We start from the raw sequence: 20,724 nt of genomic DNA, 5'->3' as shown, positions 1-20,724 counted from the left end.
TGTTCGTGCCAGTCGGGGAAAATCAGATAAAAATCAAGAAAACATTATGGCTCCGGTCAAAATCAGGATTTGGAGTATTCTTATTATGTTCATATTTTGGTATTTTTAGAGAGGATGAATGAAAAAGCAGAGAACATCAACATCGTGATTTTTAAAATTTATATCCACGACAAATAATGAAAAGTAGTCTGAGACTACAAGTTAAAAATGTCGAAGTCAGAGACTTCGCACTGCCTGAAATCGAAGAACTTCCGGCTACTGTCTGACCACAAATTTCCTCTTCTTTCTGCCTGATCAACTTCTTTCTGCCCTTACTTCATAAAAGCTTTAACAACCATAGCCTTGTTCTCCCCTTCGTTAATGATACGGTAGGCTCCTGCCGCGGCCGGCACAACAAAAGTCTCGGCATAATTGAAACGTTTTTTCATCCCCCCGCGGGTTTCCACAAGAATGGATTTGCCCTCCACCAGTGACAAAACATGACACCTGTTCCGGGTCTCAACATCTACACTGCTATAAAAGTGGTAACGGTGAACATCATAGGAATGCTTTTCATGCGTGGGGAGGTGAAAAAGTTGCCAATCGGCGCCTTCTTCCAGCAATTGAGGTTTTGATATCAGTTTTTCCTTCACATAATCACCTTTTCGATCGAAGTACAGGTTTTCCATCCCCCGGTCAATATTCAAAGGGCGGGGTTTCCCATCCATATCAAGACGCATCCAGTCGTACATTTTAAAAGTAAAAATATACGGAGTTGTACTGATTTCCAGTACCAGGTTATCAATCCCGGAGCCGTGAATGGTTCCCGGCGGGATCAGAAACAGGTCATGCTTATGAGAATTTAAAACCTGCACATGCCGGGTAATGTCGATGGACTGTTTTTCGCGGACACTACGTTTCAGGTCTTCTTCAAATTTCCGGGGCTCAATATCGGCCTGAAAACCGAGGTAACATTTGGCATCATCTGCAACATCCAGAAAATAATAGGTCTCTTCCTGGGTGAAATTCTCGCCGAAGTGTTTTTTGATGTATTCAGGCCTGGGATGACACTGGATGGAAAGGTTTCCCCCATAGAAGGTATCAAGAAAATCGAACCGGATAGGAAATTCGGTTCCATACTGAGATGCATGCATCCCCAGCACATCCTCATAGGAATGGCCCATCAGGAAATCAAATGACAATTCCATCAGTTTGCCGCTGCTTTCAAACAAAAGCCCGTTTTCCGGTGTAATCAATTCAAACGACCACGCGTAATTGACAACATCTTTGTTCAGTCCATCTATATGCTTTTTGATCCATTTTCCACCCCAGACACCAGGTTCGAACCACGGGCGGACGCGGAACAAATTCCGTCCCATTTCCCGCAGCGCTTTTCTTACTTGTTCTCCTTCTATAAAAGCAGGTGTGGCAGGATCCTGTGCATCCACAAACAGGCCAACTGATGGCAAAAGCTGTTTTTTATGCTTGTTGAGTACCACCCAGTCTACAAAATAGAACTGTTTGTACATACTTTTGGGATCACGGGGAATATTCATCCCAAGATTGGTTACACACCCGGCACGAGATCTGAATTGGAGCTCATTTTTGGGCAGATCAACATAAACCAGGAAACCATCCTGGCTGACAAGCGAAGCACCAGGCCCCATGATCACATTGATCCCTTCAAATGCAACGGGTTTTAAAGCATTCAGCTTATCCGCTTCGAAAAAATCGCTAAGCGAAAGATTTGTTCGCGTTCCGAAAACGCGGTCATCACCTCCCGTAAACGGGGCCACCATCTCTTCAATGGATTCTTCCTTTTTTTGGGCATCCCAAACAAAATGAAAAGAAGATTGAATACCCAGGCGGCTGAATTCACATTTCAAAGCATCTCCGAGATCACGATAAAATACCCCTTCAAAACCATCTATGATGACAGTTTTATAGGATGATAAATAACGGGCAAGTGCTTCCATTCCATGTGTAATCAAACCCGGTTCGAGCTCAAAAGAGGGGTAAATATCATATTTCCCCGCTTCTGTAATGGGTTTGTTCTTTGGCAAAAGGTATTGTTGTGTTTCTCTGTATCTATTCATTTCCTTCTTTTATCTTTATTAATTCTGTACCCATCTGTTGGGTTTAGTTCCTGCCTCTATTTCAAGCATTTGTCAGGTCTTTCCAGAGAATTTCAAAAGTATTCAGGTCCTCCAACGGGCTCTTTGAATATAAGAAAATGTGGAAGGATCGCCCCTTAATAAGTTCTTTGAATATCCAGCTGATCTTCCAAAAGCTCAATGGCTTTATAGAGTACACCGGCCGATCCCCGGAAAGTACCTGAACCTTCGGGTTTATTATCAACGGTATACCATTCATAGAAACCTTCATTCTCTTCAACCCGGCGAGTCATGGGCAACAAGTGTTTATAGGCTTCTTCTACAAAACCATTGACCACCAATTGTTGAATCATACGGGCGCCAAACCAGGTCCAGTCACCACCATTCTGGTAACCATATGGGTACATCCCTTCATTTTTAAAAAAACCTTCGGGATAAGGCGGATACAAGGTTAAACCGATAGAACCAGCCCCGGAAGCCTCTACATTTTCAACCATATGATCCAGTGAAGCTTTTATTTCATCCTTGTCCAGTAAACCGGCTTCAATGGCAACAGCCGTACCGCCGTGATAAAAGATTTTGTCTTCATTGAAATCGTCCGGGAACGGAGAATCGTCAAGATACCGGTGGGGATAAAATTTCTGGTTTTCCGCATCCCACAGCACTTCCCGGCTATTTTTAGCTATCCGCTCATGCACCGGCATCCATTTCTCTTTCTTTTCGGGAACCAATTCCACAAAGTTTTCCAGTGCAATCAGGAACATGGCATTGTCATAGATGTCTACGCACAAGTGAGAATCATCAGTGAGATAGACTCCCCATTCATGCTCGGGCTGAACATCCCCCCAATCAGCGGTGGTAGCTCCCAAAAGAAGCCCATACTTTTCGGAATACCTTTCATTCAGAAGAAAATCAAAGGCATCTTCCATACGTTGTGACACAGCTCGATCGCCTATTTCTTCATCCAGAATAAACCGGTCGCCGGTGGCTTTCACATATTTATAGACAGCTTGGACAAGCGATGACTCCTGGTCGGTTTCCACGGTATTTTTATGCCCCGCATAACGGGGTTCCAGCTCTGAATAGATGTAATCATAACCACCTGAAGTTTTATCACGGGGAATGAAGCCGTCCACAACACTCCCGCCTTCACCCTGAAGGAGGAAAAAGACCAACAGGTTTTCTTTCAGAGATTCGGGAGGAAAAACTTCTGCAGAAAGTTCGATAAAAGTATTGTAATCTCGTATCCATACTTCGCCATAACTATCACCTGCGTTAAAGCCGGTACGGACTATTTCAACAGCTTTTTCTTTGGTATATGAGATGGAGCTTTCCTTTTTCATTTTTTCAGCCAGCTCCTTATAGTCATTATCCTTTTGATTACAAGCAACTATTGAGAACAGAACCAAACAGCTTAAAATGATCTTTTGCATAATAATTTAGTATTAGTTGTGTGTGATATTGAATGCTATACGTTTGCAAAATTTGTGAATAAATGTCAGAAATTAGTTGCACTCCAGACTAGGGTTCAAGTATTTATTGATGAGCCCAGTCTAAAAAGCATCTTTGTTGCCAAACTCGTTGTTGTTTTAAATTTTTGAAACGAGCATGACAAGGTTTGTCACAAAAGTTGATGTATAAAATCAATCATGCGAGTTCCATCAGACCAATAGCTTAGTCTAATTATATACTGATGAATCCTCATTAACAATAAGTTAACTCCGGTACAAAAATTTAAACGCCTTGATTTTGACAAAAATGTGCTTTTTATACTGCACTCATTGATCAAAAATTTTTCTTTAAAAACAAGGCTTCACAGGAAATGATACTCTGATGTGAACAATTTCCTGGTTTGCTTTAATAGAGTACGAAGTCACAGACTTTGCCCAGCGGGGATACCTATATGACCTATTACCCGTTCGTACACCCCTTGGCCCCCTAAAGGGGGTACCGCTATCGCGCGATTTCTTTTATATTGTACCATTCTTATACATTATTATCAGCAATTATTTGCAGACTACCGACCTATTGCCTACTGACCTAATTTTCTTACATATCTTTCAACAGCGGCTCCACCCTTTTCCAGAAACCTTCCTCAATCAACCGGGCACTGCCCGCCATGGCGGCTAATTCCTGAAGATAAGAGGTCAGCACTGCTACATCCAGGCCTTCTTTTTTAAGGGCTTCGTTAAGCGATGGGCCGAAAAAGTCAAAGGCGTTGGAGATGTTGCCGCCAATAACCAATACTTCAACACCAAATTTCCTGATCCAGGGCTCAAGCAATTCAACCAATCTTGCTCCAAAATCGCGAAAAACTTCCAGGGCAGCATCTTCCACTTTCGCAGCCTCAGCAATTTCCCTGGCACCGGTCACTTTTTTGCCGGTCAATTTATTGTAGCGATTAACCAAACCACGGGTGGAAAAATAATCATCAGCCGTTCCCCCGTCAAAAGGTAAATGGTACAGACACCCCATTTCGGGCACTTCACCTCCTTTGACCACCGGCAAACCTTCTCTCAAAAAAGCAGAACCAAAGCCGGTTCCTAATGTGATACACAAAGACCTGGAAAAACCTTTTGCATTGCCCAACCAGTCCTCCCCGATGGCAAAAGCCGTGGCATCATTGATGAAACGGACAGGAAAATCTTCCGGAAGCTCCAGAAAATCACGTAGGTTTTTGGGAACATCCAGCCCATACAGATGCTCATATTTCTGATTAGCACCGGTAAACAATGGAACCCCCTTTACATAATCAAAAGGCCCGGGCATGGCAAAACCAATGCCGCCTACATTTTGCCGGCCGACTTTTTCGATTGTTTCCTGCAAAGTTTTTCCCCAGATACTTATGATCTCCTCTGCAGAAGCATGGTTATCAAGGTCATTTTCAGTCAGGGTATCTTTCAGGAGAGTTTGACCGTTTACATCACAGGCGGCAGAGCTTATATGGCTACCACCTATATCCACACCGATTGCTGCATAATTCATAATTTATTTGTTTTAGATTAACACAATTATCGCTTAATACTGATTGAAGCGTGAACTTATCGGCCCGGTATATGCTCCGGTTGTATTTAACGGGCCGGGTTCCGGCATCATATACAAACCGTCACGCACAGGAACCGGCTCGCCTTTAAGCATATGAAGCTGCTTTGAGGTTATTGTAGTAATCTCTCAAATTTAATCCGTTCTTCCGACAATAATGGAAAATTTCCCCAGAAAAACCTGCTTGAAAAAGAGATTGCAATACGCTTCGACCTTATAGAATATACTCCTTTCAGCAAATACAACTATATAATCTTTTGTCAGGATTTTACAATTGCGAAGAGTCAGATACGCTCACTATGCACAGGATTGAGGTATTTTACACGGGGAAGTTCAGCATTAGTCATTGTCATGCCGATAAAATTTATACCCCCGCCGAAACCATCCGACCGGGGCAAAACATTTCAGATATAAATTAATCCATCGAAAATGATGGAGGTACATCTTCCGGAGAAACACCCCATTCTTTATTGGGATATTTCCCCATAAACAACTCCAGGGTTCCGCCTTCGGCGATATCCTGATGCCGGAACCAGGGCTTGTTCCAGGTTTCACCATTGAGTTTGGCAAACTGAATGTATTTGTTTTCCGGAGAATAATTCCGGGCAATAACTTTAAAAGTTTTGCCATTGGGTAGATTGACAGTAGCTTCTTCGAAAGTGGGACTTCCGATGTTGTACATGGGTAGCCCCGGGGTAACGGGGTAAAAGCCCATTTGGGAAAACACGACAAAAGCCGACATGCCACCGCCATCTTCATCGCCGGGAAGACCCATTAAATCGTTTCGGAACCATTGGTCCAGCAATTTCCGGATGCGTTTTTGAGTTTTCCAAGGCACCCGGGCATAATTGTAAAGATAGGGAATGTGAAAAGAGGGTTCATTGGCCATGGAGAACTGCCCTACATTTCCTGAATGATCGGGTAGCTGGGAATAAAACTGGAATTTCAGGTCCACGCCTAAAGGTTCTGCAAACATAGAGTCCATGTTGGCTTCAAACTTTTCGGGTCCCCCCATCAAATCAACCAAATCGGCTATGTTGTGGGGTACATCCCAACGATACACCCAACCGTTGTTTTCTCCGTAGTATTCACGAGCACCCAGACCGCCGGAAAAACGGTAATCAAAAGGTTGAATAAACTCCCCGGCCGAATCTTTGGGATGAAAAAAGTGGGTTTCGGGATGAAACAAATTTCTATAGTTGTAGGCATCGGACAAAAAGCGTTTATAATCATCCTCTTTCTCCAGCTCCTGAGCAATCTGGGCAAGACACCATTCATCGTAAGCTGTACCAAGAGTAACAGGTACAGGCTGCCTTTTTTCATGCTCCTGTACTTCCGGAATATATTCTTTTTCACCAGGCCTCAGGGCCGGAATATAGCCATGTTCTTTATAGAATTCATCAAGTTCCCCGGCCGGAGCTCCCGACCATGGTGCAAGTGTTTTTTCTGTAATGGCTCGACGGCTGGCCTCATAAGCTCTTTCAAGATCAAATCCGTCCAATCCCTTCCGGTAGGAATCGATGATGGTTGCCACCCCGTGGTTGGAATTCATCCGCCGGCTGTCACCTGTAATTTCAGGGAAGGTTGGCAACCAGAAGTGGTTCATCTGCTCAGCCATCCGCAGAAATGAATTGATGATGTCGGTCTCCAGTTCGGGTTCAATGATGACCCGCAAGGGATGAGTGGCCCGGTAAGTATCCCATATCCAGTCGTCGGTATAAAAGGGCGTCCCGTTGTCGTCATGCACCTTCCCATCAAATGCACTGTAATACCGGCCCTCCTCTGAAATTTTAACCGGTCGCTCGTAGGTCCTGTAAAGAGAAGTATAAAACACCGTTTTATCATCATCTGAACCTCCTTTGATATCAATTTTCCCCAAGGCTTCGTTCCAGATTTTCCGGCCCTCTTTATGAAGCTGAGATATGCTGTTGCCGGCCACTTCCCGTTCCATGTTCTGGAGAGCCTGGTCGGTATCAATCAATGAAATGCCATATCGGATTTTCAGGTTATTGGTCCCTTTGGGATATTTCAGAACCAAACAGGCGTCTTCACCTTCAGCTTCGGTTTTTTCCAGAAGTTCACCATCATCCAGCACATACACGGTTTCGGGTAAATTTTCCGGTTGCATGGACAAATAAATATTAGTCTGATTGCCACCAATCTCACTGCTGACAATCTGATGCCCTGTAAGTAAGTGACCATCCCATTTCAAGGCCCCATTGGTGGAATTGATGATCAGATAAGACGGCGCATCATTTTGAAACCGGACATCATAAATGGCCGATTGGTGTGAGAGCCCAAAGTCAATAAATGTCTCCTGCTCATCGAAATAAACGGAATAGGAATAAGGAGTCACTTCTTCAAAATCGTAGCTGAAGTCAATAACAGGTTTCATCTCCGATTCATCCCCCTGATAAGGACTCAGGTTAAAAGCCGAACTTCCACGGTGACTGGTAATAACCAGCGGCAATCCCCCCAGCCGGTCACCGGTATAATCATTCCGCTCGGGGTAAACCCGCAACATACTGTTGGGCAAATGAATGGTCGGATAAGTGGGAACCAGCAAGTGGCTGATATTGCCCATGTAGGGATTAACGTAGTCGACAGGCTCCTTCTCTCCGGGAAATACATTACCCGGTAGCAACAGCATCAGCATGACAACCAATGCCATCAGCAGTATTTTTGATGGTCTCATAAATTCGTTGTTTTAGGTTACACACGACTATTCAGGCATTCATCATTAGGGGTTTACTCTTCCCAAATGACAGTCTCCCCGGTTCGTGCGGATTGCCGTGCGGCATCGAGGATTTTTACTACCTGGACATTATTTTCAAGGGAATAGAGTCCATAAGGCTCAACATCAACATTTCCCTTTATCACATCATAAAAATAAGCAAAAGGATCTACGTAAACTTCAACATCAGCGGCCGTAACAAATTTTTGCTGTTCCTGTTTCATCTCTTCATTCCGGACCCGCATTTCCTGATCATTATCGGCTTTTATGTAACCGGTGGCCCCGTATATCTCCATATCTTTACGATTAAAAGGCCAGTTCCATGAAGCCTGTATGATGGCCTGCGATTCGGGGTAGGAAACGATAATGGTGGCTTCATCATCTACTTTGGGATATACATCAGGTTTAAACTGCCGGGTCACGGCAGTTACCGACTCCGGCTTTTTACCTGCTGTAAGTGCGGTCATAATGTTGGCCCCGTAACACCCAAAATCCATGATGACACCGCCCCCATTCAATACAGGATCGGTGAGCCATTCCAAAAAATACTTGCCAACACCAATCTCCACAGGTCCCTGATGCCCATGATGGAAAACGGCCTTTCGCAGTCCGCCGGTAAAATCATCTTCCTGCACCATTTGAAGGGTTTTCATCGTAGTGGGATACCAGGAAATTTCGTAATCGGTAAGCAAATGAATGTTGTATTGCCCGGCCAGTTGGGTCATTCGACTGGCGTGCGACATATTTACAGCCAACGGCTTCTCCACCATCACATGAATGCCCCGGGGGGCACAGGCTTCAACGACTTCAAGATGGGAAAACACCGACCCAAAAGCCACAACAGCTTCAGGGTTAACCTCATCAAGCATTTCCTCCAGATCTGAAAACATCAAATCTTCGGATAAATTAAAACGGTTGGCTATCCTTTCCGCCAGTTCGGGATTGTCTTCGGACACCCCCACCAATTCAAAATCTCCTTTATCGGGGCGGTCCAGGATAAAAGAGATGTGTCCGTGGGATGTGCCGGCAACGGCAAGGCGGATGGGTTTTTGCTTCTGTCCTTTTATATTGAAGGTGCCAACAAACAGAATCGCAATCACGAAAAGTAGAATATGGTTTTTCATCAGTATAAAATTAATCTAAGTTATTGGTCTGATGGAACTCGCATGATTGAGTTTTATACATGTTCTTTTGTGACAAACCTTGTCATGCTCGTTTCATGGATTTAATTTTTATTTGCTAAGATCGGAAGAAAAAGCCAATTCACATCCCCGGTTACAAAGAATACTCCATTTTAACACAATTTGAAAAGTTTGATCTATAAATCAGGAAAGTTTAAAATTTTAATCTATTAAGTTAACTTATTCAGGCAATTAACAAAATCCCGCATGTTTTCATTGCGCTTTTAATAACTTGGCTGTTAAGCCAATAAAATTTTCAGCAATTTCTGTAGATCCCCATAATGTTTGTTTGTATTTACAGGGTGGATATCGACCGTTTTTCTCACCCGGATATAGTTTTACACTATTCAAGACATTACTACGAAAAATTCCCCATATAGAAGCCCGGCAATTCAGAAAGGTCATATCCAAAGGAGCGAAGCAACTTCAATAAAACAATGCCTTTCAGCAATTATCAACAAATAAAAGTTTATTCATTTTCCCAAAGTTGTTTAATTTTCGTCTCCAATCCTGTGCCAACGACGCACAATTCCTTTTTATTGGCTTTAAATTTGTGCGGTTCATGAACGCCATCCACAACCATCCTGCATGTGGGCATTTGCAGATATCCGTTGGAATCGGTTTCATTCAACCAATTAAACGCATATTCCAACCACTCTTTCTTTTCATCATCAGATTTTAAGCTGAACCAGGTTATTTCATCATATCCCCAGACAAAATCGGAGCCTGAAACCGTATTCCCAGGATCGGAACTAATTCCATAATTATCAAATTCAACCAGATAAGGCAAACTTTCCGTTTTCCACCCACAAGGAGCTATACCTCCAAAGCTTTTATTGTAAATGGCATCATGATAATTTACTTCTAATATCCCTGCCATTTCTTTAGAAGTATCCTCCTTAATTCTCAAGGGAAATGAATGAAAATCAAATAATAATTTACTACCGATTTTAAATCCACCTTCTGGTGCATGCGCATCACTTAACACATAACTTCTACGTGCATTCTCAATCGCATAATCTCTGACCATATCCAATAATTTCTGCCAGTGATACAAATCGGGATCATTCATGGCCATTAAAGAAACCTGCCCCCAATGGATTGCTTCGAAGCCGGCATTGATATATTTTGTTGCCAAGAAGTACAACCAAAATTTGGCTTCCATTTTAGATATATCCGGCACGCTTATCCCCTTTCCCCAATGATTCACAAAGCGCCCATCGGTCGATAGCATTGACACATAATCAAAATTCCTGTTTTCCACAGGCATCCCAAACTTTTTAAACACATAAGGAGGTATAGAAACTGTCTCCACCTCGTTTGATACTGCTTCAAAAATAGCAGCCTGAAATATTACATCGGGATCTTTTTCATGAACCCTACGAATCATATTTTGGGCATAACGCATGAACCCTGGATGATTAAAAGAACTTTCTCCTCCCCATCTAAAAAAAGCACGCCCAATAAATTTAGCGCCTATATTATCCAACATCCTGACATCATCATCAATGCAAGGATTTTCTCCATCTTGCATATAATCAGGATGAGTGCACAACTCAGCATGAGTAACTGCTTTGGAAAGATAGTTTCTTAGAACAGTTTCACTTATTTCTCCGTTAAAATCATATGGTGAACTATTATTAGTTGAATTACAACCGGAATCATTTGGTGAACTATTATTGGTTGAATTACAACCGGAAATCAATGCAATCACAAGGACTCCTAATACTAAAACATTTACCTTCATTTCTTTCAAATTAAAAAAATCACCTTAATACTCAGACGACATAAAAAACTATACCTTCCCTCCTTCCATAATCTCATTATGGGTGATAAACAAGCGGCAGTTTTTTTATCGTTAAGATAAACAGAGTCCACATAAAACTAAGTTTATGGGTCGAAATTTTAAACTCATTACCATTTTTTTAAAACAGTTTCTTCCACAAATGGAGTTTGAATATCATAATTCCCACTTCCCGCGTTCACAGGATAAAAAACCGAGTGCTGAAAAAACATACCATACAGACATTTGTCCCAACCCATCATTATTTTTATCTAAATTTAACAGACAATAGTGATTTTTCGCAAAAAGTTAAAATTGTTAAGCAAGAAATGCCTCAAAGAACTTTCACTTACTAGTTATGAGTGCAGTATAAAAAGCATATTTTTGTCAAAATCAAGGCGTTTTAAATTTTTGTACCGGAGTTAACTTGCTGTTAATGAGGATGCAAAAATTTAAACCAACAACGAGTTTGGCAACAAAGATGCTTTTTAGACTGGGCTCAGTTATTTTGCCATATCATCTTTGCTGTTTCTTCTTGTCCAAAACCATCAGGGCATGCCTCAGATTTTTTATTTATCCGGTAAGTCCAAATCAACCCTCCTTCTTTCCGGGGGATTGGGTCAGCAGCAATAGTAGCATATCCTGGCATTTCTAAAAATCCATTGGGATCATTTTTTTCTATCCAATCCCAGGCATACTCAAGCCAGTAATTCCTATAAGAACTATCACAATGAGCAAACCAGGAAATTTCATCCCATCCCCATGGCCAATATTTTGGTTCCTGACCACAAACACCAGGATTAGAAGCTCCGGAATTATCGAATCCCACCAAATAAGGCAATGACTCACAACTCCATCCACTAGGTGTAACCCCACCCTTACTTCGTTTATAGAACGCATCAATAAAACCTATTCTAAGAAAGCATTCATAAGGACTGCCACAAATCTCCTGTGGCCGTTGGGGAAAAGAATGAAAATCCAAAAGTAAGGAATCATTATCCAGAACTATACCTCCAGATGGCACATGAGCATCGCAAATAATGGTGCCTCGCCGGGCATTCTTAACAGCATATTCACGAATCCGATCAAGCAAACCTTTCCAAACCTGAAAATCCTTATCATTTTTGGCCATTAATTCAATTTGTCCAAAATGAATACCTTCAAAACCCGCATTAATATATCTTACGGCGCGATAATAAAAGTACATTTGGGTCTCAAGTTGAGTTATATCGGGAATTGATGCCCCTTGTACCCAGTGATTTTTAAATACCCCATCTTGATAGAGCATAGCTTCATAATCAAAATTCCGTTCTTGTATAGGTAGATCGAACTCCTCAAAAACAAAATCCGGAATTTTGATCTGGTCAACACCATAATTGGTTAATTCATTATCACTTTTAAAAACCGCCTCAAAAATGCAGCATTGCAACAAAAAATCAGGATCGGCATTATGGGCTTGTCGGGCTTTTTCTGTAACTATTTCAAAGTGTTCATCATCGGGTCTGTCAGGTGTCCATACAAAAGCAGCTCTACCAATGAACTTTGCTCCGATATTTTGTAACATACGAAGATTTTCCTGAAATTCAGGATCTCCACTTGGTGGTTGGCAAAAATTCCCTTGGTCAATGGCACGAGACAAATAACTTTCAAGTACATTACGGGGAATACTTCCTTTCCCAAAATCATAATTGCGATCTATAATCCTCTCTTCAGGACTATCTTCCTCATCAATCTTATCCTCTTTATCACAAGACAACAATAAAAAAACAAACAAACTTAAAAAAATCAATAATCGTTTCATGCTGACTTCATTATTTCTCTCAGAATGATAAAATGTCATTAGTGTCTGTTCTAAAGATCATTTGATAAAAAATACCAAACAATACTTCAGAACAGACACATGATCAAGAATTATAATCTCTTAATTTTTTTCTCAAGGAATAAAAACTAAAGTCCACAACCTTCAAGTGTTTCAAAATCTATAGGATTGCCATCGGGATCTTCCAGAGTTACTTCCACATCCGGATTTACAATTACGCCACTATCATAAAAATCTCTTATCAAACAAAGGCCTGGCCTATTACCCCAAACAACGCCGACATTCAAACCACCATTATTTACAATAATTATTTTCTCTGCCCCCACATAAGTCAGCCTTTCGAGTCCATAAAGAGTAGTCAAATTAGGATTATTCCTAATAATAATATCTCCGCCAATATAAGTAATAGCTGAATCATAAAAATCCCAAAGGATTCTAAAATCCTCCTCACCTTTTTCAATTATGAAATCTTCTCCAACATACTCTAAGCTTTTAAATCCAAGGGTCACATACATCGCACAATTCCTCACGATAAAACTTCCTTCAACTTTTGTAATATTCTGGAATCCTGCACCATTTGGAAGAGGTGCGTCCCAAGCAAAATCCAACAGGGGATTATCTTCCAAAATTAAATCGCCATGAATGACTCCTTTAAGAGGCTGAAAGCTATTGATGTTATCAAATTGCTGATTGTTTCTAATCACAATGCTTCCGCCAAATTCGATGGCACCAAAAAAACCACCCTTCTCTTCCGTCCAAGTATTCCTACAACTTGTATTCTCAAGTGTAAAAGTCCCCTGAACTTCCGAAATTTTACCAATTAAAGAATTGAGAGTAGCATCATCAATATCAGTTCCTTTTATGGTAAGATCCTTAACTCTTCCCTCATCATCAAAATTAAAGAAATTCTCCACATCACTTTTTGATGCAAGCGTATAATCGATAACAGTTGTCCCAATAGGAATACCAATTAAGGCAGCATTATCAGCAGCTTTTGGATGGTTATTCAGAAGCGTAACCACATTTGCATTCGGAATGACTCCTTCATCGATTAATTTTTTAATCGGGCCAAATCCAAATTCTTCACTGGGTAGCGGAACCACATTTTCTCCCAGATTGGGATTTCCTGATACCGTCAATGATCCATAAAATGTCTTTAATCCCAAAATACCCGAGATGTCATGCAACACATCGTTGTCTCTTATGAGCATATTACCGCCAAAAAACTTCAAATTATTCAGACCATCAAGTGTTTCCATTTTATCATTATCGATAATTTGCAAGGAAACAGTCACAGACTGCAAAGACGGAATACTTAAATCAACGATGCCGGTATTTTCAATAATCAAATTTTTAACTGTAACGACAGGAAGGTTCGTAATATCAGTGATATCTTCACCCTTTATAGTCAGGGTGCGAATGTTCTCAACTTCGGAGAACTCATCTACTTCTCCCTGGGATGTTAATACATAATCATTCCCCTTGAGGTTTGGATTTTCCACATCATTTCTATCACAAGACGAAAAAAATAAAATCAGACAAAGGGAAATTATTTGAACAAAATATCTTGTTTTCATGGTAATTTCTTTAAAAATTATTTGTTCGAATTCAAATCAAGCTCACGCTGTGGTATAGGATAGAAATAGGCATACTCATTTAATTTGGCTTCAGAAACACCCGGTTTTGTGACAGCCTCTTTAACCCGGTTTGTTCGTCTTAATTCCATTAATCTTTTCCCTTCAAAAGCCAATTCAAACTTCAATTCATTCCAAACTGCTTCCCTAAACTCACCTACAGACAAACCTTCCGGCAAGTCAGGCAAGCCAGCCCGGCTTCGAACTGCATTAACAGCTTCATATCCTTTAACGGTTGGACCGGCAGCTTCAGCATAAGTGAGCATCACTTCTGCAAAGCGGATGAAATACAACTCAACAGAAGTATAGATGCCATCTGCATAAGGATCTGTATATTTGCGGCACATTGGATAATAGAAGGCAGCTTTATCAGCATCAGAGCTATTAATATTCTCAGGGGCCCATTCAACAATAACCTGCCCATTTTCATCATAAATTTTAGTTAACAACAATTCTTTTCTAAGGTCTTGGTCATCATAAGAATTGTAAAAATTACTATCCGGCCTGTAATAATTCCAACCACCCTGCCCTTCTGCAATATACAATTCAACATCTGAAGGACCATTCACTTCTTCACCTAATTTTTTCGGAATATACTTCGTATCTATACTATTGCTAAACATCATAGGCAGATTGATCCGGTCATACACTCTTGACCGCTCAGTAATCCAAATATGTTCAGGTGAATCTTCATAATCAACATTATACACTTTTGACAAATCGGGTTCCAGCGCATAAGTATTTTGTTCAAATACTACTTTTTCAGAATATTCAGCAGCTTTGTCATACATTGCCTGAGCATCTGATACCCACTCATATCCAGGTGAACCGGTATCTTTTGAAGAAGCCAAAGTAAGGTATACCTTTGCCAGTACTGACTGCGCAGCAACCAGGTCTGCTCTTCCCTGAATATGGTGAATGCCCATCATTGATATCGCCTGCTCCAAATCTTCAATAATCTGGGCATAGATGTCCTCAATTGGAGAGAATGGCACCTGCCCGTCTTCCTGTGAATTTATCTGAGATGTATGAATAGGAACTTCACCGAATGTCCGGACAGCCATAAAATGATTGAAGGCACGCAAAAAGTAAGCTTCACCGACAATTTGATCACGGTCTTCTTTAGAAATAATTTTGGAACTCATCTTACTGACATTCTCAATTACACTGTTGGCCCGGTTAATCGACATGTAAATGTATTTATAAAAATAGGTAAACTCTTCCGTAATAGGACTTACGTCCCAAGTATAGAATAATGTCTCGACCCCTTTCCCATATGTAGAACACTCATTTGTAGGCAGATCCATCAAGTTAAACTGAAACCTCTCAGCATATTCAGTTAGCTTTTGCGGTGCGTAAGCATAAAGCAATGCACTTACAGCATTATCCTTCGAATCATAAAAATTATCTTCTGTAAAAACACCTTTTTGATCCTCTTCCAGCATATCTTCACAAGAAGTGAAAAAAGCACCGAAAAATATGATTAAGCAAAAAATTATTATATTTTTCATTGTTTTAACTATTTCAAGATTTAAAACTCCAGTTGTACACCCATTGAAACGGTTGCCACTCTGGGATATCCGGCATCCCCTAATCCGTCTTCAGCTATTTCCGGATCATACTGGGTACTATTCGTAATTGTAACCAAATTAGAACCTGAAACGTAAACCCGGGCCGATTCCATAAAAGATACCGGAGGTAAATTATAACCAAGGGTGACATTTTGCAATCTCAAGAAACTTCCATCTTCAACAAACCAATCAGAAAAGTAATAGGGTCTATCAGCCCTCAGACTTGGTCTTGATTCACTTGGGTTATCCCAGGTCCAACGCTCTTTTTGCAGATCAGTCCGGGCAAGTTTGGTTCTTGAAATGATATCATTGCCATATACCGCATACCACTCCATAGAGAAATCAAAACCACTCCTGTGAGACAAAGATAAATTAAAGCTACCCGTGAAATCGGGGTTGGGATCTCCTATAATTGTCCTCTTGTCGGGATTAAGCGTTCCGTTTTCGTTTAACCCAACATAATTGAATTCACCCGGCTGAGTCAAATCCGTTGGATTTTCGGGCATTTCCTGAATAATTCCATCTACTTCATATCCATAAAATACACCCATAGGTTCACCAATAGCTAAAATACCATAATAGCTTTCAAGGAAGGTTCCTCCCCGCATACCTCTGTAAGGCTCATACACGATTCCATTGGGATCCTCTATCAACCCGGAAGCATTAGGATCTCCAAGATTCAAAACTTCATTTCGGTTCATGGAAAAGATTACTCCACTATTAAGTGTAAATACGGAAGAATCGATAATGCGCCCATTCAGAGAAATTTCAAGACCTCTATTTTCTATTTCTCCGCTATTCGTCCATATTCTGTCAAAACCAGTATTTGGAGCAAGGAACTGTTCTCTGAGCAAATCGGTGGTATTCTTTTTATAAACATCCATGGTAAGATTCAGTCTATTATCAAAGATACCCATATCAAGGCCAAGGTTCCATTGAGCCGTTTTTTCCCATTTTAAGTTTTCATTGCCAATTCCTCCCCATGTAATGTATCTATCACCATAACCTTCCCGGCCTATCTGAAATCCAGGGCCATAAGCCTTAATATCTCTTCCCTGATAAGCATGCCAGAGCCATCCATAAACAGTATTTGTTTGATAAGGAGCAATACCCTGATTACCGGATACTCCATAGCTAACGCGAAGCTTTAGATAGCTGAAAAAATCGAGATTTTTAATAAAATCTTCTTCTGAAAGCCTCCAGCTTAAAGCGCCGGATGGGAAAAACCCCCATTTATTATTTTCACCGAATTTGGAACTTCCATCAGCTCTGGCCGTGAAAGTTGCATAATACTTACTTTGGTAATTGTAGTTCAATCTACCAAAACCTGAGAGCAAAGTTTCTTCATTAAAACCGTTACCAGTCTCCATCACACGTGCTGCTGCAAGATTTTCGTCCTCAAGGGTTGTACTTGGAAAATCGCTCCCTGCTCCATACAAAGACTTATTGGTGGTTCGATCAAAATTCGCACCTGCCATTGCTTTAAAGTTATGGTTTTGAGCAAATGTTTCATCATAAGTTAACAACCCGTCAAACTGCATATTTTTCGATGATGAACGATTATGTGCAGCTCTGTTGTTCCATTTATCGCCCTCTTCAGTCCATTTAACAGGGTTAAAAAGATGATTCTCCGGATAACTGGCTCTAACATTCCCACGTAATATCATATTTAATGAACTCGTGAAATCAACATCAATTTGCATGGTGGCATAACCGCTAACACTTTCAGTTTCATTGGTTACGTTTTCACGAATAGCTACCGGGTTTCCATAGTCTGTAGGATGCAGCTTAAAAGGTGTTCCATCGCCTCTATATACAGGGAATAAAGGATTGCGTTGATATCCCCCCGGTGCTACATTATTCCGATCATCCTTAAAGAACCCGGCTCTGGTTTTAATTGAAAGAAAATCTGTCACCTGAGTTGTATAATTCAAGTCAATCGTGATCTTATCATAGTCATCACCAATCCGCATTCCTTCGCCGTCATAATAGGTGGCATTGAGATAGTAACTATCATTTTCCGAACCACCCCCGACGCCTATACTTGTTTCATTGGTCATTGATGGCTTTCTAAAAATGAAATCTTTCCAAGTTGTGTGGTATGGCCATGCCCCACTCTCAACTTCAGAGACACTAGGATAGTAAACCCCGTTTACTGGATCGCGCTGACCAATATATATAGGCTCTATTTCAGCATTGATGTAAGCTTCATTGTCGAGCTCCATCATTTCAACAGGGTCTCTCCAGTAATCAAGTTCATCACTGAAATAACCAAGGGTGGTTTTATGGTCAACGTATATGTGAGATTGCCCTTTTCCCCCTTGTTTTGTGGTAACTATAATAACACCATTGGCCCCTCTTGAACCATAAATTGCAGTAGAAGAAGCATCTTTCAGCACTTCAATGGACTCAATCATCGAAGGATTAATATTTCTAAGTGCCCCGGCTTCACCAACAACTATACCATCCACAACGACCAATGGAGAATTGGACCCATTGATGGAGCTTAAGCCTCTGATACGGACGGTAGAACCTCCGGCAGGATTGTCATTCCCATTGTTAACGATTTTCATGCCGGCAACCTTCCCCTGAAGCATACTTTCAAAATTGGCTGAGGAACGGGATTCAACCATATCTTCTACTTTAACAGAAGCAACACTCCCGGTTAAATCGCTTTTTTGCATTTCACCATACCCGATCACAACTACCTCATCCAAACCCATAACATCTTCCTGCATCACAACATCAAATCTCATATTGTCTCCGATCGATACTTCCTGAGTTCTCATACCCACAAAAGAAAAAACCAAAACATCAGCATCTTCAGGAACACTCAACGAGAAATTTCCATCCACATCGGTAATGGTTCCCCGGGTAGTCCCTTTAACAGTGACTGTTACTCCGGGTATCGGCTCACCACTTTTGTCTGTCACCGTCCCTCTAACCGTTTTCGCCTGAGGCTGATCAATATTTTCGGCCATAAGCTCCACTGGCGAAAGCACAATCTGCCGTCCCATAACGACATAGCTCACTCCTTCATCACTAAACAGTACATCAAGAATGTCCTTAATTTTTTGATTTCTGGCCTCAACATTGACCACTCGTTCCACATCAATCAACTCATTGTTGTAGACAAAGTAGAACTCCGAAGACCGCTCAATCTCCTTAAGCACTTCTTTTACCTGTGCATGATTCATCTTTACAGTAACCTTCGTATCCTGCGAGTAGGTAACGGAGGCAATGGTCTGAAAGCTGACCAACAAAAACAAACCTAAAGATAGCCTCATAGCTAACAATACTTTTCGCGGAAGAAACCCTGCAAAGTTTCTTCGCCATTGACAAATTTTTTTCATAAATTTGAAAAGTTTAAGTGTTAAACATTTACCTGTCTGCAAACAGGTATTTATTGACAGGAAAGTGCTGCAACACTTTCCTGTTTTGCTTTATAATCATTTTCTTGTCAAAGTAACAACTCTCTTTAGATAGACATTATCTTCCTCCTTAACCGGCCTGCATATTTCATATTCAATAGGTGAGGATAGTGTTATTATTCTCAGGAACTCTTCGAGTGTTTCGTCAAGAAAAGTCGCTGTGATACGGTATTCGAGCAGGCGGGGGTCTTCAATATTATACTTTACATTATATTTCCTTTCCATGGTTCTGAGAACAGACTCAAATGGTTCATTGACGAAAACAAAACGACCTTCCTTCCAGGCAGTATATGGTTCCAGATCATTCTCGCGGGAAATACTTATCTTTTCAGAATCTTTGTCAAACCGGGCTACCTCACCCGGCTTCATTTCGGCCAACACACTACAATTTTTATCAGCCCCTTTTTGTATTTTAACGCTACCCTCCACCAGGGTAACCGATACATCGGGTTCGTTCTCATAAGCCGATAGATTAAACGTAGTTCCGGTAACGCTAACCTCCAACTCATCACCGGCAGATACGATAAATGGTTTCTTTCTATCGGAGGCTATCTCAAAAAAACCTTCACCAATCAATTTTACTTTACGTGCTTTTTGCCCTTTAAATGATACAGGGAAATGAACTTCACTTTCCGAATTGAGCCAGATACGTGACCCGTCGGGTAATTCCACCTGGCTTTGAATGCCGGCAGGAGTCGTCATTTTTGTCATTGCCACTTTGTCACTATCGCTGTACTGAAAGAGAAAAAGCGCTAAAGCCATGAGCAATGGCAACAAAAGAACAGCAGCCACCCTGGAGAAGGTGAGATAAAACCTGCGGGTAAATGATTCCTTTTCTTCCAAAATGTTTATCTGATGATGAATCTGATTCAATACCTGGTTATAACGGACAGGATTTCCTTCCGGTTTTTCGCCGGTATAATCTTTCCAGTGCCTGTGCATAAAATCACTAAGCGTACCCTGATAAGCAAATCCTGCAAGAACAGTTATCGCCTTCTTAAATTCGTCGGTAGTACACTCACCGTTTACATATTTTTGTAAAATTTCTCTCATTTTAATCGCTCTAATAATTCAACGCAAAGGAAAGGATATTCCCCTATTCTTTTTTAAAATTTTTTTGACATTTATTTACAAATGATTGATGATCAGACATAATAGATTGTGAAATAAATTGTATGAATTTTCAGAAAAAGTATCCGACAGGCAGAAAGCAGAAGGCAGAAGACAGGGCATAGGGCATGGGGCAAGGAGTAAAGGTGGAAAGGCGATAAAGTAAAAGGGCAGGATGGTGGCATGAAGCATAAGGAATCGTATATTTTTGGCAAAATATTTTAAGCGTGCAGTATAAAAAGCATATTTTTGTCAAAATCAAGACGTTTTAAATTTTTGTACCGGAGTTAACTTGTTGTTAATGAGGATGCAAAAATTTAAAACAA

Annotated in this window: 11 protein-coding genes; all 11 read right to left on the bottom strand. The window is 41.0% G+C overall.

Going from position 1 to position 20,724, the window contains the following annotated elements; genetic code table 11:
* Positions 1-311: 311 nt before the first annotated feature.
* The 11 genes from ATH1_RS0101975 to ATH1_RS0101905 all read right to left on the bottom strand — a co-directional run bounded on the left by ATH1_RS0101975 (position 312) and on the right by ATH1_RS0101905 (position 20,341).
* A complete protein-coding gene (locus ATH1_RS0101975; protein WP_010416870.1) occupies positions 312-2,075 on the bottom strand; it encodes a class I mannose-6-phosphate isomerase in 1,764 nt (587 codons plus the stop codon).
* 155 nt (positions 2,076-2,230) lie between these two features.
* Positions 2,231-3,526 (bottom strand): GH36-type glycosyl hydrolase domain-containing protein, encoded by a 1,296-nt coding sequence (locus ATH1_RS0101970; protein WP_010416869.1) that lies wholly within the window; start codon positions 3,524-3,526, stop codon positions 2,231-2,233.
* A gap of 616 nt (positions 3,527-4,142) precedes the next feature.
* Positions 4,143-5,078 (bottom strand): ROK family protein, encoded by a 936-nt coding sequence (locus ATH1_RS0101960; protein WP_010416866.1) that lies wholly within the window; start codon positions 5,076-5,078, stop codon positions 4,143-4,145.
* A 472-nt stretch (positions 5,079-5,550) separates the two neighbouring features.
* On the bottom strand, positions 5,551-7,830 hold the full coding sequence (locus tag ATH1_RS18790; protein WP_010416860.1) for a GH92 family glycosyl hydrolase: 2,280 nt from the start codon (positions 7,828-7,830) through the stop codon (positions 5,551-5,553).
* Between the two features lie 53 nt (positions 7,831-7,883).
* The gene (locus tag ATH1_RS0101940) at positions 7,884-8,993 is read right to left on the bottom strand and encodes a Gfo/Idh/MocA family protein (protein WP_010416856.1); all 1,110 of its coding nucleotides are present in this window, start codon (positions 8,991-8,993) and stop codon (positions 7,884-7,886) included.
* Positions 8,994-9,519: 526 nt separating this feature from the next.
* Positions 9,520-10,797 (bottom strand): hypothetical protein, encoded by a 1,278-nt coding sequence (locus ATH1_RS18785; protein ID WP_010416854.1) that lies wholly within the window; start codon positions 10,795-10,797, stop codon positions 9,520-9,522.
* A gap of 535 nt (positions 10,798-11,332) precedes the next feature.
* Positions 11,333-12,634 carry a hypothetical protein gene (locus tag ATH1_RS0101925; protein WP_029163912.1) on the bottom strand — a complete coding sequence of 434 codons (1,302 nt, stop codon included), beginning with the start codon at positions 12,632-12,634 and terminating at the stop codon, positions 11,333-11,335.
* Between the two features lie 146 nt (positions 12,635-12,780).
* Entirely contained in the window at positions 12,781-14,229 is a 1,449-nt protein-coding gene (locus tag ATH1_RS0101920) for a hypothetical protein (protein ID WP_010416844.1), read from the bottom strand.
* A gap of 17 nt (positions 14,230-14,246) precedes the next feature.
* On the bottom strand, positions 14,247-15,797 hold the full coding sequence (locus tag ATH1_RS0101915) for a RagB/SusD family nutrient uptake outer membrane protein (RefSeq protein WP_010416840.1): 1,551 nt from the start codon (positions 15,795-15,797) through the stop codon (positions 14,247-14,249).
* 20 nt (positions 15,798-15,817) lie between these two features.
* The gene (locus ATH1_RS0101910) at positions 15,818-19,210 is read right to left on the bottom strand and encodes a TonB-dependent receptor (protein ID WP_052306292.1); all 3,393 of its coding nucleotides are present in this window, start codon (positions 19,208-19,210) and stop codon (positions 15,818-15,820) included.
* Between the two features lie 96 nt (positions 19,211-19,306).
* The gene (locus ATH1_RS0101905; RefSeq protein ID WP_010416833.1) at positions 19,307-20,341 is read right to left on the bottom strand and encodes a FecR family protein; all 1,035 of its coding nucleotides are present in this window, start codon (positions 20,339-20,341) and stop codon (positions 19,307-19,309) included.
* Positions 20,342-20,724 lie beyond the last annotated feature (383 nt).

This window comes from Anaerophaga thermohalophila DSM 12881 (assembly GCF_000191885.1).
In the GTDB taxonomy this organism is placed as follows: Bacteria; Bacteroidota; Bacteroidia; order Bacteroidales; family Marinilabiliaceae; genus Anaerophaga; species Anaerophaga thermohalophila.
Note: the sequence above shows the minus strand (reverse complement) of the source record. Positions and strands in the feature narration are given on the sequence as shown.